This window comes from Flavobacterium sp. ST-158 (genome assembly GCF_058309975.1).
In genome coordinates this window covers 1-25,447 of the sequence record NZ_JBZEEN010000019.1, presented here as the reverse complement: position 1 = coordinate 25,447, position 25,447 = coordinate 1, and the positions used below count along the sequence as shown (strand labels likewise).

General features: G+C 35.5%; 13 protein-coding genes. All 13 read left to right on the top strand.

The genetic code is table 11. The features are described 5' to 3' along the window. The first annotated feature begins 65 nt into the window (after window positions 1-65). Window positions 66-2,405 carry a T9SS type B sorting domain-containing protein gene (locus AC4FRF_RS17305; RefSeq protein ID WP_491161521.1) on the top strand — a complete coding sequence of 780 codons (2,340 nt, stop codon included), beginning with the start codon at window positions 66-68 and terminating at the stop codon, window positions 2,403-2,405. A 324-nt stretch (window positions 2,406-2,729) separates the two neighbouring features. Next, complete coding sequence (locus AC4FRF_RS17300; RefSeq protein WP_491161519.1) at window positions 2,730-4,526, top strand: glycoside hydrolase family 2 protein; 1,797 nt, start codon at window positions 2,730-2,732, stop codon at window positions 4,524-4,526. Then, window positions 4,523-5,467: an alpha/beta hydrolase gene (locus AC4FRF_RS17295; RefSeq protein ID WP_491161517.1), complete on the top strand. Its 945-nt coding sequence runs from the start codon at window positions 4,523-4,525 to the stop codon at window positions 5,465-5,467. The genes AC4FRF_RS17300 and AC4FRF_RS17295 overlap by 4 nt, the downstream gene beginning before the upstream one ends. A 51-nt stretch (window positions 5,468-5,518) precedes the next feature. Next, window positions 5,519-7,303, top strand: coding sequence for an alpha/beta hydrolase-fold protein (locus AC4FRF_RS17290; RefSeq protein WP_491161515.1), 1,785 nt, complete (start codon window positions 5,519-5,521; stop codon window positions 7,301-7,303). A gap of 5 nt (window positions 7,304-7,308) precedes the next feature. Continuing rightward, window positions 7,309-8,091 (top strand): SGNH/GDSL hydrolase family protein, encoded by a 783-nt coding sequence (locus AC4FRF_RS17285; protein WP_491161513.1) that lies wholly within the window; start codon window positions 7,309-7,311, stop codon window positions 8,089-8,091. Between the two features lie 6 nt (window positions 8,092-8,097). Beyond that, entirely contained in the window at window positions 8,098-10,443 is a 2,346-nt protein-coding gene (locus tag AC4FRF_RS17280; RefSeq protein WP_491161512.1) for a right-handed parallel beta-helix repeat-containing protein, read from the top strand. A gap of 27 nt (window positions 10,444-10,470) precedes the next feature. Next, window positions 10,471-11,622, top strand: coding sequence for a GDSL-type esterase/lipase family protein (locus tag AC4FRF_RS17275; RefSeq protein ID WP_491161510.1), 1,152 nt, complete (start codon window positions 10,471-10,473; stop codon window positions 11,620-11,622). A gap of 450 nt (window positions 11,623-12,072) precedes the next feature. Beyond that, window positions 12,073-14,160, top strand: a complete 2,088-nt coding sequence (locus AC4FRF_RS17270; RefSeq protein ID WP_491161509.1) for a beta-galactosidase — start codon at window positions 12,073-12,075, stop codon at window positions 14,158-14,160. 32 nt (window positions 14,161-14,192) lie between these two features. Then, a complete protein-coding gene (locus AC4FRF_RS17265; protein WP_491161508.1) occupies window positions 14,193-15,356 on the top strand; it encodes a glycoside hydrolase family 5 protein in 1,164 nt (387 codons plus the stop codon). A gap of 25 nt (window positions 15,357-15,381) precedes the next feature. After that, window positions 15,382-16,905 (top strand): family 43 glycosylhydrolase, encoded by a 1,524-nt coding sequence (locus tag AC4FRF_RS17260; RefSeq protein ID WP_491161506.1) that lies wholly within the window; start codon window positions 15,382-15,384, stop codon window positions 16,903-16,905. Between the two features lie 171 nt (window positions 16,906-17,076). Then, window positions 17,077-18,765, top strand: coding sequence for a sodium:solute symporter family transporter (locus tag AC4FRF_RS17255; RefSeq protein WP_491161504.1), 1,689 nt, complete (start codon window positions 17,077-17,079; stop codon window positions 18,763-18,765). 363 nt (window positions 18,766-19,128) lie between these two features. After that, window positions 19,129-19,587: a T9SS type A sorting domain-containing protein gene (locus AC4FRF_RS17250; protein ID WP_491161502.1), complete on the top strand. Its 459-nt coding sequence runs from the start codon at window positions 19,129-19,131 to the stop codon at window positions 19,585-19,587. Window positions 19,588-19,598: 11 nt separating this feature from the next. After that, window positions 19,599-25,447, top strand: a 5,849-nt coding sequence (locus AC4FRF_RS17245; RefSeq protein ID WP_491161500.1) for an RHS repeat-associated core domain-containing protein, incomplete at its 3' end; no start/stop codon positions are given.

Genomic DNA, 25,447 nt, shown 5'->3' with positions numbered 1-25,447 from the left:
TATTGAAGAATTTAACAATCAAATTAATTACAAAAATGTAGCTTAACTTTTTCTCCAGTTTTTGTTTGCATATCCAAAATGCAGGATTAGATTTTAATAGTGGTAGTCCAGTAGCTTTAACAAATGGTCAACTAAGCTCTATGGAAGGCTGTGCTAGCATTTCTAATGCAGCAGGAGAATTACTTTTTTATACAGACGGGGTTACAGTGTACAACAAAAAACACCAAGTAATGGTAAATGGCTATGGATTGATGGGGGATGACTCAGCTACGCAATCATCTGTAATTGTACAAAAACCAGGGAGTCTAAATTTATATTATGTGTTTACTATAGATAAGCAACTTCTTTATCCACTTAGTATTAAAGGTTTTCGGTACTCAATAATAGATATGGATCTTGATGGTGGTTCTGGAGCAGTTACGGCATCTAAAAACATATTGGTTTTTACTCCTTCTTGTGAAAAAATCAGTGTTGTTAAAAAGTCAAATAATATTGATTATTGGATTGTTACCCATGGTTTTGCGGGTAATATAACTGACTATTATATACCCCCGGAAAAAGGTAGTACTTTTTATTCTTATTCATTAACAGATACAGGATTAAGTGAGACAGCGGTGACGAGTAATATAGGCACTGTAGCAGCTAATACAATAACATCTGCTGGATATATGAAAATTTCTCCTGATGGAAAAAAAATAGCAGTGGCTCATGATGCTTGGAATGTTAGACCTGGGGTTCTTGAGTTGTTTGATTTTGATAATACAAATGGTGTTGTTTCTAACTTAAAAACACTTTGTCTTGAAAATGTTTATGGCGTAGAGTTTTCGTCAAATAGTAAAATATTGTATTGTTCTAGTGAAGAAATGCCATATGATATGATTTGGTCAGATAGGTATCCCAAAAGCATTATTCAATTTGATTTAACTGTAACTGATGTAGCAAATTCAGCAACCAAATTTCTGTTAAATAATTATGTAGGAGCCTTGCAATTAGGACCGGATGGTAAAATTTACTTTGCAACAGTAAAAAGTAATAAAATAGGTGTAATAGACAATCCTAACATGCTAGGTTCAGGTTGTTCCATAAGAGAAAAAGTTATTGATTTAGATGGGAGAACATCTGAATTGGGATTGCCTAATTTTAATCAATCTATTTTCTCAACTGATATAAAAGTAGAAAATAATTGTGAAGGAGAAACAAGTACCTTTACTGTCGAAACAGCGCAAATTGTAAAAGATGTTATTTGGGATTTTGGTGATGGATCAGCTGTTCAAAACAGTATAGTGGGTACACATATTTATGCGAATGCGAATATGGAATATGAAGTAACGGCTACCGTTACTAAACTTAATGAAACAATTTCAGTTAGTAAAAATATTTTAGTTATGACTAAACCTGTAATTAATCCGATGGTTTCACTTAATCAATGTGATGACGATTTGAACGGGTTTAGTACCTTCAATTTGACAGATGTAAATAGTGAAATATCGAGTGATTTTCAAAATGAAACTTTCACTTATTTCCAAACACTCCAAGATGCTCAAAACAATACTAATTCTATAAATAATTTTAGTGCTTACACAAACCAAGTTGTAAATAATGATGTTGTCTATGTTAGAGTATCTAATGCAAATGGTTGTTATATTGTTGCACAAATTAGTTTGAATGTTGTTGCTCAAGTACCTGAAATTGATTTATATTCCCAAGAAGTATTATGTGTCAATGAAATCGCTGGTAAAACAATTGATGCTGGATTGCCTGATGGTACATCCCTAAGTGATTATACTTTTCAGTGGAAAAAGGATGGTGTGTTAATTCCTGATGCAGACAAATATGAATTATACGTTAGTGAAAAAGGTGTTTATACTGTGGAGCTAAGCAATAGTCTTGGTTGTTCCAAAACACGGACCGTGGAGGTAATAGCATCAAAGATAGCAGAAATTAAGAATGTAAAAGTAGAAGATTTATTAGACGAGAAATCTATCGAAATAATAGTATCTGAAAAAGAAAATTATATTTACAGTATTGATGGAGTAGTATATCAAACTTCAAATTTGTTCCACAATGTTAAACCTGGTATCTATACAATATATGTAAAAGATTTGAATGGCTGTGGTATTACTGAAAGACAAGTGGCTATTTTTGGGGCCCCAAAATTTTTCACTCCTAATGGGGATGGTTTCAATGACTATTGGAATATTAAAGGACTTGATTCTAATTTCAATTCAAAAACTAAAATTTTAATATTTAATCGTTATGGGAAGTTGATTATTGAGATTAGCCCTTTAAAGCAAGGATGGGATGGAACTTTACATGGTAATCCGCTACCTGCCGATGATTATTGGTATCATATTCAACTGGAAAATGGAACGGTTGTTAAAGGACATTTTGCTTTGAAAAGATAATTTGCTAAACGTCACCAAAGTCTTCAATCGATAAATGATATTTTTTAGAAAAATTCCCCTCAAGTGAAATTCGAGAGGGCCAAACACTTTGTATTGTACTTGTAGGAAGGTTTTTTTAACACTAAAAAGCAAAATAACACATTTACATCCAGTATAGAATACATTTCGAACCTTTTTTTCTTTTTATTAAAGCTAATTTTAGCTCCCCTAAACAGAATGTTTTATATGACTGTCCGCTAATCATTTAATTGGTACAAACGGATAGTCATAATTATTTTAAATATTTCCTATTTAGTTTAAAGTTAAATAATTAATAGTATTAAAATGAATCACCCACAAAAAAGGATATCGCAAGTTAAGTTCTTAATTGTTTTATCTCTGGTTTTTTTAGCTAATTGGGCTCATGCCCAAACAGCAATGATTAATTCTCAATCCAGAAAAGCAACAAGTCTAAATGGTGATTGGAACATCATTATCGATCCGGCAGGAGGGGGAAATTGGCGTCAGGTTTGGCAAGAAAGAAAACCTCAAAAAAAGACCGATTTTATAGAATATGCTTTTGATGGCGGTCCCATATTAAAAGTTCCCGGAGATTTTAATTCTCAAATAAAAGAACTGACTTATTATGAAAGTGTGGTTTGGTATAAAAAAGCATTCAACTATACTATTCAGCAAGGGAAAAGATTGTTTCTTCATTTTGGAGCGGTCAATTATATGGCAGAGGTATATTTGAACGGCGAAAAAATTGGAAGTCATGAAGGCGGTTTTACTCCGTTTCAATTTGAAATCACCGATAAAGTTAAAGCGGGAAATAATTCACTTATTGTTAAAGTGAATAATCAGCGTCTGGGCAATGGACTCCCGGGATACGGTTATGATTGGTTCAATTTTGGAGGTATTACTCGTGATGTTGATTTAATAGAAACTAGCAATACTTATATCGAAGATTATTTGGTTCAGTTAAAAAAAGGCAGTATCAGCGAAGTTTTGGGATGGGTTCAATTGAACGGAGAGAAAAAGCAACAAAACATTAAAGTTAGTATTCCTGAATTAAAAATTAATTACAAAACCAAAACCGATGAAAAAGGATTGGCTAAAGTTGATTTTTATTCAAAATTTAAACTTTGGTCACCTGAAAATCCTAAACTTTATAAAGTTATTATAGAAAGTGAAACTGATGCTGTAACCGATACGATTGGTTTTAGAACTATCGAAGTTGTAGGAAGTAAAATTTTACTGAATAAAAAGCCATTATTTTTAAAGGCGGTAAACATTCATGAAGAAAATCCGCTTAAAGGCACCAGGGCTCATTCGGTTGAAGATGCTCTGTTATTACTCAATGCTGCCAAAGAATTGGGTTGTAATTTGGTTCGCTTAGCACATTATCCGCACAGTGAAAATATGGTCAAGCAAGCCGAAAAAATGGGCTTAATGGTGTGGGACGAACTTCCTATTTATCAGCATATTGATTTTACTAATAGCGAAGTTCCGGGAAAAATGGAAACCATGCTTAAAGAAATGATTCGCAGGGATAGAAACCGAGCTTCGGTGATTGTTTGGAGTCTTTCCAATGAAACTCATTCGGGAATGCCAGGTCGTGATGCCGTACTTCAGGAACTTACTTTAAAATGTAGAGCATTAGATTCCACTCGTTTGATTACTCACGTGATGAACTCTCAGTCCTATCAGAACAATGCCTTTAAAGTAGCCGATCCACTTTATAAATATTCTGATTTGATTGCCATCAATGAATATATTGGTTGGTATGACCCTTGGCAAGGTAAACCATCAGACGTAAAATGGGATATTGTTTTTCCTGATAAACCCGTTTTTATTTCAGAATTCGGAGGAGAGGCTTTATTTGGGAGTAAAGGACCTGTAGATGAAGCGGCGCATTGGACAGAGGAATACCAGGAACAGATTTATAAAAATCAAATAGAAATGTTTAAAACAATTCCTAATTTAAGCGGTGTTTGTCCATGGATTTTATTTGACTATAAATCCTTAGGAAGAATGCATCCTGTTTATCAAAAAGGATATAACAGAAAAGGATTATTGTCTGAAAAAGGAGAAAAGAAAAAAGCCTGGTATATCATTGAAAAATATTATAAAACAAAATGAGAAAGTTATACTTTAAAAGATTAGTGGTGGCATTTGTATGTTTGGTAGGCACAATCGGGAGTCTTTCAGCACAAAACAAAGTGATTTACATTTGGGATGGTAACATACCTGGCGCAATCCACAACGACAAATTTAAACAGGTGGTCGATACCACTGCAGGCTTTGTCGATAAGTTTTCCATCGTTACTCCAAGTCTCTATTTTTATCCTGCCCCCGAGGCAACGGCAACCGGTACAGCAGTCATTATTTGTCCGGGTGGAGCTTATTGGGGACTAGCCATTAAGCATGAAGGCGAACAGGTTGCTAAATGGTTGAATAGTATTGGCGTGACCGCTTTTGTGCTGAAATACCGTTTACCTGACGATGCCATTATGAAAAACAAATCTATAGCTCCGCTACAGGACGGACAAGAAGCAATTCGTATGGTTCGTCGTAATGCAAAAGAATGGGGCATCAATCCACAAAAAATTGGAATTATGGGATTTTCTGCGGGTGGACATCTGGCATCGACTCTTTCTACTCATTACAATGAGAAAGTGTATGAATCGGATGAATTAACCAGTGCCAAACCCGATTTTTCATTGTTGATTTATCCAGTTATTTCGATGGAGAAAAGTATTACCCATGCCGGATCGCGTTGGAATTTGCTTGGAGGTACACCATCGGATGAACAGTTAAAATATTTTTCTAACGAGTTGCAGGTAAATAGCGAAACGCCACCAGCTTTTATGGTTCATTCTTTGGATGATGAGGCTGTTCCGGTTCAAAATAGTATAAACTATGCATTAGCTATGCATAAATCTAATATTCCTTGTGAACTTCATATTTACCAAACAGGAGGACACGGTTATGGTATGGGAAAATCGAAAAATACTGAATCAACCTGGACTGAAGCTTGCTACAAATGGCTTGAAATGAATGGTTTGTTGTTGAAGAAGTGATTTGTTAAGAAGATCTTCAAGTAGAAAATAATGTAATTTATAAATAAATATATGAATTTTAGTAATAAATTATTCTTGTTAACGAGTGTTATTATATTAGTAACTACCGGTGCTTTTAGTCAAAGTAAGGTTGTCGATTTATGGAACGGAAAAGTTCCAGGAGCAATTCCGAAAGCCGATTATAAACAAGTAGTAGACTCTGTTAGTTGGATTAAGATAAGATATGTTTCAAAACCAACCATTCAGGTATATCCTGCGCCAGCTGAAAAAAATACAGGTACTGCAGTAGTAGTATGCCCAGGAGGTGGATATTATGGTTTGTCTTATGTAGGCGAAGGAACGGAAGTGGCTAAATGGCTGAATGGTTTAGGAATCACCGCTGTTGTATTGCATTATCGTTTGCCGGATGATGCCATCATGAAAAACAAATCCATAGCGCCGCTACAGGACGGGCAAGAAGCAATTCGTATGGCTCGTCGTAATGCAAAGGAATGGGGAATTGATCCGCACAAAATCGGAATCATGGGATTTTCGGCGGGAGGTCATTTAGCTTCCACTGTTTCAACACATTTTAATGAAAAAGTGTACAGCCCGATTGACACTACCAGTGCCCGTCCGGATTTTTCGTTATTAATTTATCCGGTAATCTCTATGGATTCAACAATAACTCATGCTGGATCTCGTGAAAACTTACTGGGAAAACATCCGTCAGAGGAATTAATAAAACATTTTTCGAATGCTTTGCAAGTTACAGCCCAAACACCTCCTACATTTATGATACATTCAATGGATGATGGTACCGTTCCGGTAGAAAACAGTATTGAATACGCTCTGGCAATGAAAGAACATCATATTCCATGTGAACTGCATTTATACCAACAAGGTGGACATGGATATGGACTGGGATTGGAATTATGGCGCTCAAACAGAACCGAATCTAAATGGACTGAAGCCTGCCGTAAATGGTTAGAAGCAAACAATTTTTTACCAAGTTCAGCCAACAAAAAGGAAGTGAGTAAAATTGAATTGCAAGCTGATGACAAACCAGCTTTTAATAATCCGTCAACAGGATTCAGAGATAAACGCGATGTTCCTCACGGTACAATTACGACTGTTCAATATGATTCAAAAACACTAGGTATTCGCCGTGAAATGATGGTTTATACTCCTCCGGGTTATTCTGCTGGTAAAAAATATCCTGTGATTTATTTGCTACACGGACTCAATTCCGGTGTCGGTCAATGGCCATACTGGGTTCATGCCGACAATATCATAGACAACCTGATTGCAGATGGAAAAATCAAACCAGTGATTATGGTTTTTCCTAATGGGAATACAAATGTAACTGTGGAAAATCCGAAACCAGATGAACAGGAAGAGCGAAAATCCGGGTTTAAAGGCTATGGTGTATCCTTTGAAAACGACTTATTGAAAGATATCATCCCATATATTGAATCTCATTATTCGGTTTATACTGATTCTAAGCATCGTGCACTTGCCGGTTTGTCTATGGGAGGTGGACAAACGCTGAATATAGGACTTTCCCATATCAATACCTTTGCCTATGTTGGAGGAATGTCATCAGCTCCGAATACCAATGAATTTGGAGGACTTTCGGAGACTAAACTTTTGCCTGATTTGGTAGCTGCAAAAAAGAAACTTAAATTGTTATGGCTCGCCTGTGGCAATAAGGACGGACTGTTCTATGTCAGTCAGCGGGTACACCAGTATTTGAAAGAACAGGAGATACCACATATTTGGCATGTGGATGACAATGCTCATGATGATACCGAGTGGGCTAATAATTTATATCTTTTTGTTCAACATATTTTTTAAGTAGTATGACAACAAAGAAATCTTCACGCAGGGATTTTGTTAAACTCATGTCGGTTGCCGGTGTTGCTGTAACAGGATTATCCGCCGCTTGTTCAAATACAAAATCAATAGTTCAAAAACCGGAAAAAGAAAAACTACGTTTTTTATTCCAGGGCGATTCTATTACTGATGGCAATAGAGGACGAAATGATGATCCAAACCATATTATGGGACATGGTTATTGTTTTGCGGTTTCCAGTAGGATTGGAGCCGATTTTCCTCAGTATGGTTTTCAATTTATAAATCGAGGTATAGGAGGTAATACTCTTAGTGATTTAGAAAAAAGATGGCAAGTAGATACTTTGGATTTAAAACCGGATGTATTGAGTATATTGGTCGGTATTAACGATGTGAATGCCATAGTGGATAGTAGGGAAAATCCATTGGATGCAAAAGCTTTTGAGAATACTTACCGTAAGTTGCTTACTTCCTGCAGGGAGCAAAACCCCAATCTTTTGATTGTACTGGGATTGCCTTTCTTTTTTGCTTCCGGCTGGCGCAAAGATTTATATGATAAATGGCATCCCTTAACTGTGGAACGTGCTGAGATTGTAAAACGCATTGCAGACGATTTTGATGCCGTTTTGATTGATTATCCAAAGGTTTTTGAAAAAGCACAACAACTAGCTCCCATTGATTATTGGATTTGGGACGGTGTGCATCCCACTGTATTTGGTCATGAATTGATGGCTCGTGAGTGGATTAAACAAGTTAGTAAACGTTTGAATTTTTTAAAGATATATATATAGAATAAGATGAATAAAACTCAAAAATTAATTGTAATAGTAGGTTTTTTATGTTCAACAGCCTTATTTGCGCAAACCAATTTTTATGTTGCTCCAAAAGGAAGTGACGCAAATAAAGGTACACAAACCAAACCATTTTCTTCAATAAGTAAAGCAGTAAAAGAAGCACGCTATATATCTGGAAATGTGAATATATATCTGATGCAAGGCACTTTTTATTTAGATAAACCTATCGTGTTTACAGCAGAAGATACACGAAAGGAAAATGAAAAATTAACCATTAAAAATTTCGATAATCAAAAAGTGACCATCAGTGGAAGTGTAGCTTTGAGTTTAAAATGGAAACCGTACAAAAACGGTATTTGGCAAGCAGCGGTAAATAAAGATCTAAAATTTGATGAACTTATTGTGAATGGGCAGTTGCAACGAATGGCTCGTTATCCGAATTATGATCCAAAGGCTCAATATTATGGGGGATTTGCAGCTGATGCCGTATCAAAAGAAAGAGCCAGTTTGTGGAAGTCACCTACAGGTGGTTATGTGCATGCGTTACATTCTTCAAAGTGGGGTGATTATCATTATCTTATTACGGGGAAAGATAAAAATGGAGAATTAACTCTTGAAGGAGGTTGGCAAAACAACCGTCAGATGGGGATGCATAATGAATACCGATTTGTAGAAAATGTTTTCGAAGAACTGGATACGGTGAACGAGTGGTTTTATGACAAGAAAACAAAAATATTGTATTACTATCCACCAAAAGAGGTGAATATAAAAAAGGCAAAGTTTGAAATACCCCAAATAGCCCATTTGTTTGAATTTAGGGGATCGGAAACCAATCCAGTAAAAAACATTTCAATTGAGGGGATTACACTTACGCAAACCCTGCGCACCTTTATGGAAAATAAGGAACCATTGTTGCGAAGCGATTGGACTATTTACCGAGGAGGAGCACTGTTTTTTGATGGTGCTGTAAATTGTTCGGTTAAAAATTGTACGTTAACAAACCTAGGAAGTAATGCAATCTTTTTTAATAACTATAATCGAAATTGTGAAGTTTCCGGATGTTTGATGTCAGAAATAGGGGCTAGTGCATTTTGCTTTGTGGGCGATCCCAATGCAGTGCGTTCTCCAAGTTTTCAGTACTACCAGTATGTACCATTGAATCAAATGGATCGTACCCCTGGTCCAAAAACAAATAATTATCCAGCCGAATGTAAAGTTTACGATAATTTGATGTTTGATTTAGGAACTGTAGAAAAACAATCTGCCGGGGTACAACTTTCTATGTGTCAGGATATAACCGTGAGCCATAATACTATTTATGATATTCCTCGTGCAGCTGTTAATGTAAATGAAGGGACTTGGGGTGGTCATATCATTGAGTACAACGATATATTCAATACGGTAAAAGAAACAGGGGATCATGGTTCGTTTAATTCCTGGGGACGTGACAGATATTGGCATTTTGACAAAAAGCTAATGGATTCGATTGTCGAGAATAATTATGATTTGGCTTTGGCCGATGTGGTTAAACCAATTATTATCCAAAATAACCGCATGCGTTGCGATCACGGTTGGGATATCGATTTGGACGATGGTTCCAGTAATTATATCATCAAAAATAATCTATGCCTGAATGGAGGCATAAAACTTCGAGAAGGAGTGAATAGGGTAGTTGAAAATAACATTCTTATAAATAACACTTTTCATCCGCATGTATGGTTTAAAAACTGTAATGATGTGTTTAAACATAATATTGTTATGACTCCATATCAACCCATACATATTGCAGTTTGGGGTAAAGAAACAGATTATAATGTATTACCTGATTTAGCATCCCTAAAAGAGGCACAAGCCAGAGGAACTGATCAATATTCAGTATATGGAGGATTTGATTTTGTGAATCCACAAGAAGGAGATTTTCGTTTAAAAGAAGGCTCGATAGCTTTTTCAGTAGGCTTTAAAAATTTTCCAATGGACAATTTTGGGGTAATTTCACCAAGATTAAAAGTGATAGCAAAGAAAGTTCCTTTACCGGAAATCAATGCATCCGATAAGGAAAATGTAGTGGAAATTGTTGATTTTATGGGAGCCAAAGTGAAGAATCTCGCTACTTTAGGTGAACAGTCGGCAACGGGAATGGATGCTATCCGTGGTGTATTGGTATTGGAGGTAGCAAAATCTTCTGAGGCAGCTAAGTTTTTACAAACTAATGATGTGATTCTTGCATTTAACAATAAACAGATAAATACAGTAAGTGATTTAATTGAAGTACACAAATCACTTATCGGTATGAAAGTTGAAGTAGTACTTTTTCGAAATCAGAAAGAAGTTAAAATGAATTTAAAATAAAAACAGTTTAGTAAAGATAAAATGAAAATGCAATTAATTAATAATCGGGAATATCATTTTCTAAAAGTAATTGGATTGACTTTGGTTATTTTAGTTTCTGTTCAGGTTTTGGGACAAAAGAAAAAAGTAGCTTCTGCAGGAGATAGTATTACTTTTGGATATGGATTGTCTAATCCTTCAACAGATAGTTATCCAAGTCAGATGCAGGCATTGTTGGGAACAACGAATTGGGAAATTGGAAATTATGGAGATAGCGGTCGCACCATGTTGAAAGCTGGAGGGTATTCGTACTGGGATTCTTGGGCATACACCGCTGCTTTAAATTATAATCCGGACGCTGTGGTTATTGGTTTAGGGACAAACGATTCTAAAGACTGGTTATGGAATTGGTTGGGCAAAACTAATTTTAAAAATGATTATACAGCAATGGTTGAATCATTTCAAAATCTTTCTACTAAACCTGATATCTGGGTGTTTTTAATTGTTCCGGGGGAAAATTCGGATTGGGGTATTTATAATTCAAATATAGACCAGGTTAATATCAAAATAAAGGAATTGGCTCTTCAAAAAGGCTTGGGGTTGATAGACCTGCATAGCGCTTTTGAAGGTCACACAGAATGGTTTCAATCTGATAAGGTACATCCAAATACTTCTGGCGCAGCTGAAATAGCCAAAGAGGTCAAAGAAATGCTTACTGCAGCTAAACCAACGATTGTTTATGAAAATGGAAAGTTAACAGCATCGGCTGGATATGGATACCAATGGTATTTTGATGGGGTAGCAGTAGCAGCAGAAAATGGGGGTACAGAAAAAGAACTTACTATAACTAAGATAGGAACTTATAAGGTTTTGGTTAAGATAAACGCCGATAATGAAAACCGTATAATCTCTAATCCAATGGAAATAACTGAAATTATACCAACAATAACACCTACAACAACACCAGCAACAGCTGTGAAAATTTTCCCAAATCCTTCTTCGAATACTCTCAAAGTACTAATTACTGGAACTAAATATTCAACAAAAAATAATTTTAGAATTATTGACTTGTCAGGAAAAGTAGTAATGTCTGGTCAATTGAATAAAGACATACAAGAAGAAATAAATATTAATGGTCTTTCTTCCGGATGTTATATTATAGTTGTAGAAGACAAAAAACTTAAATTTATTAAAGATTAAGTTAATTATGTAATAGTAAATTCGTACTTAATTTATCATACTTCATTCAAAAAATGCTGTTGTTAAGCACCTTTTCGTAATTAAAAAGTGCTTTTTTAGGCAACTTACTCGAAAAAAAGAAAAAGGAAATTAAAAGCACTATTTAATTTGTACTATGTAAAATTACTTGTGAATTTCCTGTAAAACTTTAAAAATAGTAGCAAAAGCACGAAATAGATACCTTATTGGATACATAGGAGTATCAAACAAAATCAAGGAAACAGATACTTTTGTATGCTAGGTTTAGCAAATTAGTTTGTGATGATTCTTTGTTGTGTTTTCGTATTTAAAAATGTTTTGTCCGAATCATCATTGTCAAACGCTCAATATTGCATTAATAGACTCTTAAAACACAAGTTGTAGCTAATAAATATTCTTGTTTTTGATAAAATTAATTGATAAAATAAAAAAATGAAAAAAAGCACTCAAATTTTATTGTTTCTTCTAATGATTACGGGGATGTCCGTAAAATCCCAAAATGCCAATAAATTTTTTCCTGAAAAAGATCTGATAACAACAGGGATTTATTATTACCCTGAACATTGGAATGAAAACCAATGGGAGCGTGATATTAAGGATATAGCCGAAATGGGATATGAATTTGTACATCTCGCCGAATTTGCTTGGTATAAAATGGAACCTGTTGAAGGGAAATTTGATTTTGCATGGCTGGATAAGGTGATTGCTATTTGTGTCAAAAATAATTTGAAAATAGTAATGTGTACGCCTTCGGCAACAACGCCGGCATGGATGCGTATAAACTATCCAGAGACTTTTATTATGGATGGTCATTATATTCGTGCCGAAAATGGTACCCGGGGTTTAAACTCTTCTGTCAATCTTAAATACCGAATGTTTGTAGGGAGAATTGTTACCCAACTAGCTCAGCGTTATGGACAAAATAAAAATGTGGTTGGCTGGCAAATTGATAATGAACCACCTGCTATTGCTGATTATAGCCCGGATTCTCAAGAAGCATTCAGAAAGTGGCTGAAAAATAAATATCAAACTATTGATGCCTTGAATCTTGCATGGGGAACTGCTTTTTGGAGTCAATGGTTTACTAATTTTGATGAGGTAGTAATACCAAATACGACTTTAGTTGGTTGGTGGGGTAATAATCCTCATGCTTTACTTGATTTTAAACGTTATTCGGCAGATTGTCAGGCGGATTGTCTTGATTTTCAGGCTGGAATTTTACGAGAACATATTTTAGATAATCAATACATAACCACAAATTATACCGCAATTTGTACTGGTGCTGATCCAAGAAGAACCAAAAAACTGGATTTTGCAGCTTACACAGCTTATCCTAATGGTGGAAGTAATAATATTGGCGAACAAGGTTTTAGGTTAGGGGACAGCAAAGCAATTCTTTTTGCTGCCGAATATTATAAATCAGTCGGAGGGGTTTCCGGAGTTATGGAAATTCAACCGGGACCTGTTAATTGGGGAAGTTATAATCCTTTACTGTTGCCAGGAACTGTACGCATGTGGTTATATCACACTTTTGCGGCTGGTGGTAAATTGGCATGCTCTTACAGGTTTCGCCAAATCAATTATAGTTCAGAGCAATATCATGCCGGTATCATGAAGCCAGATGGAGTAACACTTTCTCCGGGAGGTAAAGAGTACGTTCAATTTATGAAAGAAGTAAAATTACTTCGCAAGGAATATAAACCAAACTCAAAACTACCTGAAAAACTCGCTTCAAAAACAACAGCTATTCTTTGGAATTTAGAGAATTATTGGGTTATTGACAGACAAAAATTAACTTATCAGTGGGATGCTTGGAACTATCCGGTTAAGTTTTTGGAATTAACCAAGTCTTTAGGGGCTCCAACTGAAGTGATTTCGGAAGAGACTGATTTTTCTAAATATAAATTTTTGATTGTTCCCGCTTATGATTTGGCTGATGCCGCTTTGGTTAAAAAATGGAATGACTATGTAGCTAATGGAGGGCATTTAATTTTAACTTGTCGTACCGCAACAAGAAATCGTGACGGACATATCTGGGAAGGAGAATGGGCAGCACCATTATCGGATCTTATAGGTGCACATGTTGAGACAACCGACATGCTTTCGGCTTATAAAAACGGGGCCGTTTCGATGGGTACTGCAAATTACAAATGGAATAACTGGGCTGATTTACTTAGCGCTGACAAAGGGACGGAAGTACTTGCCACTTATGATAGTGAGTTTTATAAAGGTAAAGCTGCAGTTGTAAGAAATAAAATAGGTAAGGGTTCTGTAACCTATATTGGTGTGGATACAGAGGACTCAAAATTGGAGAAAGATATTTTGAGAAATATTTATACAAATGCAGGAGCCACTACAGAAGACTATCCGGAAGGAGTTTACGTTTACTGGCGTGACGGATTTAATTTTGCTGTAAACTATTCATCGGATGACTACAAAATAAATATTCCTGAAACAGCTAAAATCATTGTTGGAGAGAAAACACTCAAGCCGGCAGGAGTATTGGTTTGGAAAGAATAATAAAACCTATTAATAACCATTAGAAATAAAAAATGATAAAAAAGATTAAAGCATTCGTTTTTGTTATAGGGCTTTTTATGAGCTTAAATACTTTTGCTCAATTGCCTACAGCTCCAGAATTAGCGAAACGAATGCATGTAGGGGTGAATTTAGGAAATACTTTTGAAGCTATTTGTAGTGAGGATGCTTGGGGAGGAGGTAAAACCTCGCAAAAATTGATTGATTCTATTAAAGCAGCCGGGTTCAATACTATAAGAATACCAACAGCCTGGTTTTGCCATTCGGATACTATTTCAAGTACTATTGACCCTCAATGGATAGCTCGTGTAAAAGAAGTGGTTGATTATTGTGTCAAAGACGATCTTTATGTAATCTTAAATATGCACTGGGATAAAGGCTGGCTTGAAAATAGAATTAATGTGAAAAACCGGATTGAAGTCAACAAAAGACAAAAAATATATTGGACACAAATAGCGAACTATTTTAAAAAGTACGATGAACATTTGCTTTTTGCAGGAGCTAACGAACCTAATGCTAAAGAGGAGAAAGAAGTAAAAATATTATTGTCTTATTATCAGACTTTTATTGATGCTGTTCGTGCAACTGGGGGGAATAATGCTTCCCGAACACTGATTGTTCAGGGGCCTGAAACCGACGTAGAGAAAACACTTAAGCTGATGAACACCTTGCCTAAAGATAAGATAAAAGATCGTTTGATGGTTGAGGTACACTTTTATTCCCCTTTTCAGTTTTGTTTGATGTCAAAAGAGGCCGACTGGGGTAAACCATTTTACTATTGGGGTAAAGACAATCATTCCAAAACAGATTTAGAACATAATTCAACCTGGGGGGAAGAACAGTTCATCGACAAACTTTTTGGTAATTTGAAAACAAAGTATGTTGACAAAGGAATACCTGTAATACTTGGTGAGTTTGGAGCCTATCGCCGAAAAATTGATGATCAAGCAAATCAGGAACTCAATTATAAATCAGTGGAATATTTTAATAAATATGTGGTGAAATCCTGCCTTAATAATGGGATTATTCCTTATTACTGGGATACTCCTAATAATTTATTCAACCGTAACTCAGGCGAAGTTTTAGATAAAGGTGTTATTAAAGCAATGTTGCAGGGTGCTAAGGAGGCAAAAAACAGATTGGACGTAACGCAAAAAAAAGTAAGTTATAAAGATTAAACCACGTTTATTAATTTCCGTAAAAATGTACAAAAAAAGAATTTTACTCATCATATTGTTTTTCCAGACGACATTTCTAGTAAATGCACAATATCAAACCACTCCCAACAAAAAAGGGACAGGTTATTTTACTAATCCAATTTTTGGAGGAGATTATCCTGATCCAAGTATTTTAAGAGATGGTGAGGATTATTATATGGTACATTCCTCATTTGAATATTACCCGGGTTTATTGATTTGGCATTCAAAAGACCTAATAAACTGGAAGCCATTAACACATGCGCTGAATAAAAATATAGGTTCGGTATGGGCTCCGGATATGATAAAGTGTAATAATAAATATTATATCTATTTCCCTGCGAATTATAGGATTTATGTCGTTGTAGCGGATGCTATGGCTGGACCGTGGAGTGATCCAGTGGATTTAAAAATAAGTAATATCGATCCGGGGCACGTTGTTGATGAAAATGGAAAACGTTATTTGTATTTCCCAAATGGAGGCTATGTTCCATTATCTGATGATGGTCTTTCGGTTACAGGCGAAATGAAACATGCTTACAGCGGCTGGCCAATCCCTAAGGAATGGTCTATTGAGTGTTTTTGTCTGGAAGGGCCTAAATTGATGAAGAGAGGGGATTATTACTATCTAACGGTTGCGCAGGGTGGAACCGCAGGTCCGGCTACAGGACACATGATTATTTCGGCTCGTTCCAAATCGCCTTTAGGGCCTTGGGAAAACTCTCCTTATAATCCTATTGTCAGAACAAAAGACAGTAATGAAAGATGGTTGTCTAAAGGACATGGAACGCCATTTGAAGATGCTAAAGGAAATTGGTGGATGCTATTTCATGCTTATGAAAAAGGGTTTTATAATTTAGGTCGTCAAATTGTGCTCTTGCCTTTAGAGTGGACAAAAGAGGGTTGGTACAAAATACCGGAAGGAGTTTCTGAAACCAAGCCCATAAAAATGCCCGGTTTAAAGGTTACTACAAAAAAGAATTCATTTGAAGATAATTTTGAGGGTAATAAATTAAATCCTCTTTGGCGTTTTTATGATGAATACGATGCCAACAGATTTAAAATAGCCGATAACAGTATAACAATAAAAGCAAAAGGTGATTCAATGGCTAGTTGTTCTCCATTGCTTTACACACCAACGGATCATTCCTATACTGCCGAAGTAGAAATGTTTATCGAAGGGAATGCTACAGGAGGTTTTAGTCTTTTTTATAATAAATCGGCAAATTCCGGTTTTCTGGCCGATACTAAGAATTTAATAGTGAACATACATGGATGGCAGTTTCAAACACAAAGTAATGTGTTAAATGGACATGTATTTTTACGGATGAAGAACATCAATAACAATGTCGATTTATATTATAGTCTGAATGGTACCGAATGGATCAAAATTGAGAATTCCTTAGAAATTTCAGGTTTTCATCACAATGCCTTTGGCGGTTTTCTGGGAGTACGTATAGGACTTTGTTCTATGGGAGAAGGATCTGTAAAATTTAAAAATTTTAAATACATTCCAATAACTAACAATTAAGATAATTAAAATCCTGTTTAAATTTATTTTTAAAAATTCTGAGAAGATTTTTTAAAATACTTTATAAATTATTCTTTTTGGGTTGACGAGAATTAATTTTTAATTTTTTGAACAGGATTGTTACAATATTAAAAACAATTTTTAACTATTAACAAATAAATACCAAACAACATGAATTCATTACAATTATATGATTACCTGGTTTTCTTATTTTATTTTTTCCTGGTTGCGGGATATGGATATTATATTCATAGAAAAAAGAAACAAGCGAGTATATCTGCTTCTCACGATTATTTTTTAGCTGAGGGCTCTTTAACATGGTGGGCAATTGGAACTTCCTTAATTGCTTCCAATATTTCTTCGGAACAGTTTATAGCCATGTCCGGAAACGGTTTCAAAATGGGGTTAGCAATTGCAACTTATGAATGGATGGCGGCCTTAACCCTAATTATCGTTGCGGTCTTTTTTATTCCTGTTTATTTAAAAAACAAGATTTATACCATGCCTCAATTTTTAAGTGAGCGGTATAATGAAAATGTGGCTATGATTATGGCGGTTTTCTGGTTATTGCTTTATGTGATAGTAAACTTAACCTCTATACTTTATTTAGGTGCATTAGCCATCAATGGAATTTCAGGAATCAATGTGGATTTATGTATGTATGCTTTGGCTATTTTTGCCATTATCATTGCGCTGGGCGGAATGAAAGTAATTGGGTACACCGATGTAATTCAGGTAGTTTTTTTAATATTTGGAGGATTAGTAACTACTTATTTAGCGTTAGATAAGGTTGCTGATTTAAATGGTCAACATGGAATTGTAGATGGTTTTAACTACATGATGAATCAATCGGGAGATCATTTTCATATGATTTTCAAAAAGGATAATGCTAATTTTCCTTCTTTACCAGGTCTAACAGTATTGCTTGGAGGGATGTGGATAGTAAACCTTAATTATTGGGGATGTAATCAATACATTACGCAAAGAGCTTTAGGAGCCGATTTAAATACAGCACGAGGCGGAATCCTATTTGCTGCTTTCTTAAAATTACTGATGCCTGTAATTGTGGTTTTACCCGGTATTGCTGCTTTTATCATTCACATGAAAGGTGGTTTGCAAACTGAAATGCTGGGATCTGATGGAGTTTTAAATCCTGACAGAGCCTATCCGGTTTTGTTGAACTTATTGCCAACAGGACTAAAAGGTTTGTCTTTTGCAGCCCTAACTGCAGCAGTAGTGGCTTCATTAGCCGGAAAAGTAAATAGTATCTCTACCATTTTTACACTTGATATTTTTAAGAAAAAAATTCAGCCTGATGCTACTGAAAAGAAGATGGTACAAGTGGGTAAAATGACGGTTTTAATTTCGATGCTTTTAGCGGTGTTAATTGCTCCTTTCTTAGGAATCGACAAAAAGGGAGGTTTTGAATTCATACAAGAATATACTGGATTTGTAAGTCCAGGAATTTTTGCCATGTTTATATTAGGCTTCTTTTGGAAAAAAACAAGTTCTAATGCTGCTATGTTTGCAACAATTGGAGGGTTTATATTATCTGTTATATTTAAGTTCCTGCCACAATTTGTTGATTTGGAATTTTTAAATACAATTGGATTTGCTACATTAGTAGAACAATCTGATAAAGCGATGCTGTATGAAATTCCGTTTTTGGACAGGATGGGATTTGTTTTCGTGATTTGTGTTTTATTGATGATTGTAATTAGTTTATATGATGCTAAAAGACAAGTTAAAGTCAAAGGTCTTGAAGTAGATACGACCATGTTTAAAGTCAATAATGGATTTTTAGCAGGTAGTTTGATTATAACAGGAGTATTAGTTGCTCTTTATTCAGTATTTTGGTAGGATATTAAAAATTAATTTTAGTCCAACTTAAAAAAAAAATCTTTTCCTGTTGCATAATTTGATATTTCTCAAAAGCTATCAAAATTAGAGCCATTAAGAATATAGAAATTTAATTTTGATGTGTTTAATAGCCTTTATGCGAAACACAATTTTTTAGCAGTAGTAAGCTTTGGTTTACTACTGCTTTTTTGTTTTAGTTTTTAATATCCTCATAAAAATAGTACAAAACGACCCTGTTTTGGATACAAAACCGCCCTGCTTTAATGATTTTTCCTACTATGTTTGTTGGGTTCTTATAAGTGCCTGTTTAGCAGCTAATAGAGGAACATAAAAATATTTAAAGAACACTTTAAATCTATCCAAATGAATAAAATTTTTACTTTTCTAATTTTAATGTGCGGATATATATGTCAAGCACAAACAGCTGATCGCATTACTTTTTCTTATGATGCTGCTGGTAATCAAATCCAGCGCTTATTATGTGTCAATTGTTCAACATCAAAAATGGTTGATGAAAAGACAAAAGAAATCACCGCATTGGAAGACGAAGATTTACAAAAATTTTCCCCCGAAGATGTCATTTCCTATTATCCGAATCCTGTAAAGGAAGAATTGTACCTTAAATGGGAACTAATTGAAGGGAATTCGGTTACGGCTATACAGCTTTATGATTTAAATGGTCGTGTACTTCAGTCTTTCTCCAACCTGGAGAGTAAAAACAATCAAAACATTGCTTTTCAGTCTTATCCAACAGGAATGTATGCGGTGGTATTGTTGTATAAAAATGGTGAACAAAAATCGATTAAAATTATTAAAAAATAAATTTTACATTTATGAAACAATTTTACTTTAACCTATTGCTTTTTTTGGGATTTTCTTTTTTCATTTCTGCGCAAGAAAAAGAAATAGGAGGCACTCCGGTGGAAGGTTTAATTCCAATAACCCGAACAGATAATTCTATTCAAAAAACTCGAAGTGCTACAACCGAATTTGCAGCAACATCTGAAATGCAGTCTGTTCAATCCATGCAGACTTTAACAACTACTGCTCCTACAGGGAATTCTTCAGAGGTTGGAGTTACAGAAGGACAATTATCGGTTTCCCTTTCCGGAGCAGCTGCTTACAGCATTCCTATTATGGTTCCTCCAGGAATTAACGGAGTGGTTCCTCAAATAAGTTTGGCTTACAATAGTCAGGGAGGTAATGGAATAGCAGGTTATGGTTGGAATATTACTGGAGTTTCAAAGATTACACGAATACCTGCGACAAAGTTTCATGATGGTATGATTGACGGAGTAGATTTTGATAATTTAGATCGTTTTGCCTTTGATGGACAACGATTAATAGTTAAAACAGGAACTTATGGAGCGAGTGGTACGGTCTATGAAACCGAAGGTTTTTCGAATGTAAAAATTACTTCTTATGGAGTACATCCTAGCGGAGCAGCTTATGGACCTTCTTATTTTTTAGTAGAGTATCCTGATGGCTCAAAAGCATATTACGGTAATTCTACGGATTCCAGAAGTATAATGGAATATTCCATTACCTATTGGGAAAATCCACAGGGAGTAAGGATTAGTTATACTTATAATAGTGTCAATAACAGTTTGAGTATTGCAACTATTAATTATGGGACAATAGGGGCAGCAACTCCTATTAACAAAATACAGTTTAATTATAGTACAGCCACTCGTCCTGAAGAATTTTATGTAGGTGGGCAAAAGATTTTACAAGACAAAATTTTAAGTACTATAACTGTTAGCGGAAATTCCATTGGTTTTAGAAATTATCAATTAGCATATGATACAAATTCTGTAGGGTATCAACGTTTAACCAGCATAACTGAAAAATCTGGTGATAATACTAAAAGCTATAATCCTACTGTTTTTAGTTATGAAAATACCGCTGAACCTATTTCGTATGCAGATATTACGACTAGTTTAAGTGTTGGAAATATTACGTCATTAAATGCAGGAACTGTTTCCGGAGATTTTGATGGCGATGAAAACATGGAGTTTATATTGTATCCTACTACAGGAACGAGCAGTAAAGCCAAGTACTGGTTGTTCTCTGGTATTGGTTCGGGTAATTATACAAACATAGGTTACGAACACGCTGTAGGTGCCTTTGAGACTATTTTTCCAACCACATGGTTAAGTTGGAACAATCACTTAATGCCCAAACAGGGATGGACAGTTGTTAAAAAAACAGATACTAATTATACTTTTACTGTGTATTGTGCAGGCACAGTATCCCCTATCTATTATCAATATGATCGAACAGTAAACTTTCCTCTTCAATCCTCTGGAAATAGTTGTTATCCTAATAAAATAATACCCAAAAATATAATCTCTGGAGATTTTAATGGGGATGGATTGACCGATGTGATAGCTATTGATAATAGCTGTAGCTCTAAAAAAGTCTATTTTGTAGATTTAAAAAGAGATAATACTACTAATTACTTAACCTATTCTGGAGAATTATCAGCTGTAATAACGGCTTCTTCGAAAGTTGAAGTAGCTGATATTAATGGGGATGGAAAATCGGATTTTATGGTTTTCGAAAATGGTAAGGTAACTAATTACACTCTAAATGATGCCAATCAATTGGTTTTGTTGTGGAATTATACCGATACTAATATCTCTGTTGCTACTACTAAAACCATTTTGTTGGGAGATTACAATGGAGATGGAAAAACCGATTTTATAATACCTAATGGATATGGTTCAACAACCTGGTATAAGTACACTTCAACTGGTACAGCTTTCATAAAAGCGACACAAACCTACACGGGAATTTCATATTTGCAAAATAACTCGACAAATACCTATAATTATATCGCTTCAGATTATGATAAAGACAGAAAATCAGATTTAATTTTAACCAAAAGCTACCGAAATTCTGGATCAGGAACTTTAACAATCACATCCTATAAAAACAGTAATGGAACTTTTAGTAGCTCTAGCTCAGTTACAGCGATCAGTCCTACTAATTCTGATATTTATCTTAATGCACTCCCTATTTACCTCCCAACAGGAAAAGGGATTACAACCAAAGACAAACCTTATAATCCAACTCTCGAAATAGCTTTTTTAAGTAATAATAAAATTTTCTATTTTAATTCTAATAAGGATAACACTAAGGATCAATTACTAAAATCTATTACAACCGGTAATGGGGTAACGGAGTCCATCACTTACAAACCTTTGAATTCGGATTTTGATATTAATACAGGACCATCCAGTGCCATTTACAACAGTTCTTTATCTGAAACCTATCCAAATTCCAATATCGAATCGGCTTCCAGCATGCAGGTGGTTTCGATGTTAGAAAAACAATCTGCTACCGATTATAAAAAACAATTGTATTCCTATTCTGATGGGGTTACAAATGTTGAAGGGCTTGGCTTTTTAGGTTTTAAAGCCACTGCCAATACTAATTGGTATGATGATAATCATCCTGTTATTTCAACGGTCTCTAAATTTGATCCTAATCTCCGTGGTGCTAATACAGAGCGTTTTACGGCTTTAGGGTATTACAGGGCTGAAGATATTCCGGTTCCAAGTAATTTTATCAGTAAAACTACTTCTACTTATAGCAGTTCTTTAAGTCCTACTAAAGTTTTTAATCTTCAACAGACTAATTCCCAACAATACAATGGGCTGGATGGTACCAGTAGCGAGACAACTGCAATTACTTATGATGCTAATAATAATCCGCTTAGTTCTACCACTTATCTAAAAAATGGAGGCAATATCGAACAAACAACCACAACTACCATAGATTATGCTACCCCTACGAGTTCGCCTTATGTAGTGGGCAGACCAGTTAATAAAACCCAAAGTGTAACAGCATCAGGAGATACGATGACTTCGGAAGAGCAATACGCTTACAACTCTGGCGGTTTATTAACTCAGGTAAAAAAGAAAGGACATAATACCAATTTTATTACGGAAGATAATGTTTATGATTCCTTTGGTAATATTACAAAAAAAACAATATCAGGTATCGATTTCAATCCCAGAGAAACGAATTATGAATATGATTCTTCAGGTCGATTTTTAACCAAAAGTATCGATGTTGAAAGTTTGGCTACCACTTACAGTTATAATACAGCCAACGGTGTGTTAAACTCTGAAACTAATCCATATGGATTAACCACATCCTATTTATATGATTCCTGGTTCAAGAAAACCAAAACTACCGATTATTTGGGAAAAAGTAATAATTATGCCTATACTCGAGTTACCGAGAAAACTAAAATTACCGTAACCGGAGATGACGGCAGTTATGGTGAAGAAGTCTATGATGATTTAGGACGTAAAATAACGGCTAGCGTAAAAGACTTGAATGGAAATGTTTCCAGTGTTTCGTATCTCTATGATATTTATGATAGAAATTATAAGACAAGCGAACCGTATTCTGGAACGAGTCCTTCACAGTGGAACGAAACCCAGTATGATGTTTACGGAAGACCTACTCAAAATAGCAGCTTTACTGGTAAAACAACCACCATCAGTTATTCAGGATTGACCACAACGGTAAACGACGGAACCTTGACTAAAACTTCGACTAAAAATGCAATAGGCAATGTGGTTACTCTGACCGATACTCCCGGAGGAACGATTACTTATACTTATTTTGCCAATGGGAACCTGAAATCATCCAATTATGATGGTGTTGAAACATTAATTGAGCAAAACGGTTGGGGCAGAAAAACCAAACTCATTGACCCTTCTGCGGGCGAATACAACTATACTTATAATGATTTGGGAGAAGCTTTAACAGAAAACACGCCCAATGGTACGACAACCTACACGCTAAATGCAGTAGGGAAATTGACAAATAAAACAATTGTAGGAACGAATACCAATAGTGCAACGACTTATGCTTATGACAGCACCAGCAAATTACTAACGTCCACTACTTTTGTTGATGTTTTAGAAAATAATGCAACCACCACCACAGCCTATACGTATGACAGTAGTAAAAGACTGGCGAGTTCTGTAGAAACAACACCTTATGCCACTTTTACCAAACAATTGACGTATGATGCTTTTGGTAGAGTGAATACCGAAACCTCGATAGCCAGTGCAGCTGGCAAATCGAGTTCTAAAACCGTGCAACATACCTATAAAAACGGACAACCCTGGCAAATGATTGATACGGCTACTTCTCAGGTATTGTGGCAAACCAATGGTGTAAACGCACGAGGGCAACTTAGCGGGGCAACTATGGGTAACGGAATTACTATTGTTAATAACTATGATGCTTACGGTTATTTAACTAATACTAAAAATATTTTAGTTTCACCTATTATCATGGAGTTGAGTACTAATTTTGATGTTCAAAGTGGTAATCTCAATTGGCGTAAAAACAGCCTTTTTGGGAATGCTCAGGAAAATTTTGAGTATGACACTCATGACCGATTGACTACTATTGATACAAAGGAAGTGCTAAACAGCAACTCGTTTAGCACCTATAATGATACCGAAGGCTACACAGCCGAAGGAGGAGCCACAGCAAATACTATGGGTGGTGCACTACTTATACAGGCTACTGCTGCAGGTGCTACAGTAAAGAAAACAGGAATAGCGACAACAACTCTGGGTGAAACACTAACATTTAGTTTTGATCTTCAACGATTGTACAATTCTGATGTTTTTAATGTCTATATACAGGAGCAAGATCCTGATAGTGGAGTTACCGCTTCATGGAATTTAAAAAAACAACTTCCAGGAACAACATCAGGGTTAGAAGCCATTACATTTACATATACCCCTACCCAATATACGAAGCTAAATTTAAAAATTGAAAAAGCAGCCAGCACAGCAAATAATGTTTTTATTATAGACAATGTTTTGGTTAGCAAACCAATAACCTTAACACAAAGCTATGACGACAGAGGTAGAATTACCCAAAACGAGTTGGGGACCTATAATTATACCAATACAAACAAGGCGTATCAAAACACCTCGGTAACACTTACGACGGAAGCACTAAGCCATTATCAAAGCTATCCAACCCAAAATATAAGCTATAACGCTTTTAAGAGTCCGTATCAAATTGAGGAAGTAGGTAAAGACAAAATAAGCTTTACCTATAATGATAACAATAGCCGTAGCACGATGTTTTATGGTGGAACAGGGCTTAAAGAAACCCGCCAATACCGTAAATATTATAGTGCCGATGGCAGTATGGAGATTAAGCATAATATCACGACAGGAGAGGTAGAGTTTGTAACCTACATAGGCGGCGATGGCTACACCGCTCCTATAGTGTTAAAAAGCGATGGAACGACCCAAAATTATTTATATTTACATCGTGATTATCAAGGCTCTATTCTGGCAATAACAGATGCCACAGGCGCAGTTGTGGAAAAGCGCCTTTTTGATGCCTGGGGAGCTATTATAAAAGTGCAGGACGGTGCGGGGAATATTTTAAACGGTCTTACTTTATTGGATAGAGGTTACACCGGTCACGAGCATTTACAAAGTGTAGGACTCATACACATGAACGGGCGTTTGTACGATGCTAAATTGCACCGTTTTTTACAACCGGATAATTATGTGCAAGATCCTAGTAATACCCAAAACTATAATAGATATGGGTATTGTGTAAATAACCCGTTGAAGTATGTAGATATTAACGGAGAGAGTTTTTGGAAGTCATTAGGCAGAGC

Excerpts from the sequence above, each read along its gene's own strand:
- AC4FRF_RS17300 (WP_491161519.1), top strand. The coding sequence starts at position 2,730 with ATGAATCACCCACAAAAAAGGATATCGCAAGTTAAGTTCTTAATTGTT.
- AC4FRF_RS17295 (WP_491161517.1), top strand. The coding sequence starts at position 4,523 with ATGAGAAAGTTATACTTTAAAAGATTAGTGGTGGCATTTGTATGTTTG.
- AC4FRF_RS17290 (WP_491161515.1), top strand. The coding sequence starts at position 5,519 with ATGAATTTTAGTAATAAATTATTCTTGTTAACGAGTGTTATTATATTA.
- AC4FRF_RS17285 (WP_491161513.1), top strand. The coding sequence starts at position 7,309 with ATGACAACAAAGAAATCTTCACGCAGGGATTTTGTTAAACTCATGTCG.
- AC4FRF_RS17280 (WP_491161512.1), top strand. The coding sequence starts at position 8,098 with ATGAATAAAACTCAAAAATTAATTGTAATAGTAGGTTTTTTATGTTCA.
- AC4FRF_RS17275 (WP_491161510.1), top strand. The coding sequence starts at position 10,471 with ATGCAATTAATTAATAATCGGGAATATCATTTTCTAAAAGTAATTGGA.
- AC4FRF_RS17270 (WP_491161509.1), top strand. The coding sequence starts at position 12,073 with ATGAAAAAAAGCACTCAAATTTTATTGTTTCTTCTAATGATTACGGGG.
- AC4FRF_RS17265 (WP_491161508.1), top strand. The coding sequence starts at position 14,193 with ATGATAAAAAAGATTAAAGCATTCGTTTTTGTTATAGGGCTTTTTATG.
- AC4FRF_RS17260 (WP_491161506.1), top strand. The coding sequence starts at position 15,382 with ATGTACAAAAAAAGAATTTTACTCATCATATTGTTTTTCCAGACGACA.
- AC4FRF_RS17255 (WP_491161504.1), top strand. The coding sequence starts at position 17,077 with ATGAATTCATTACAATTATATGATTACCTGGTTTTCTTATTTTATTTT.
- AC4FRF_RS17250 (WP_491161502.1), top strand. The coding sequence starts at position 19,129 with ATGAATAAAATTTTTACTTTTCTAATTTTAATGTGCGGATATATATGT.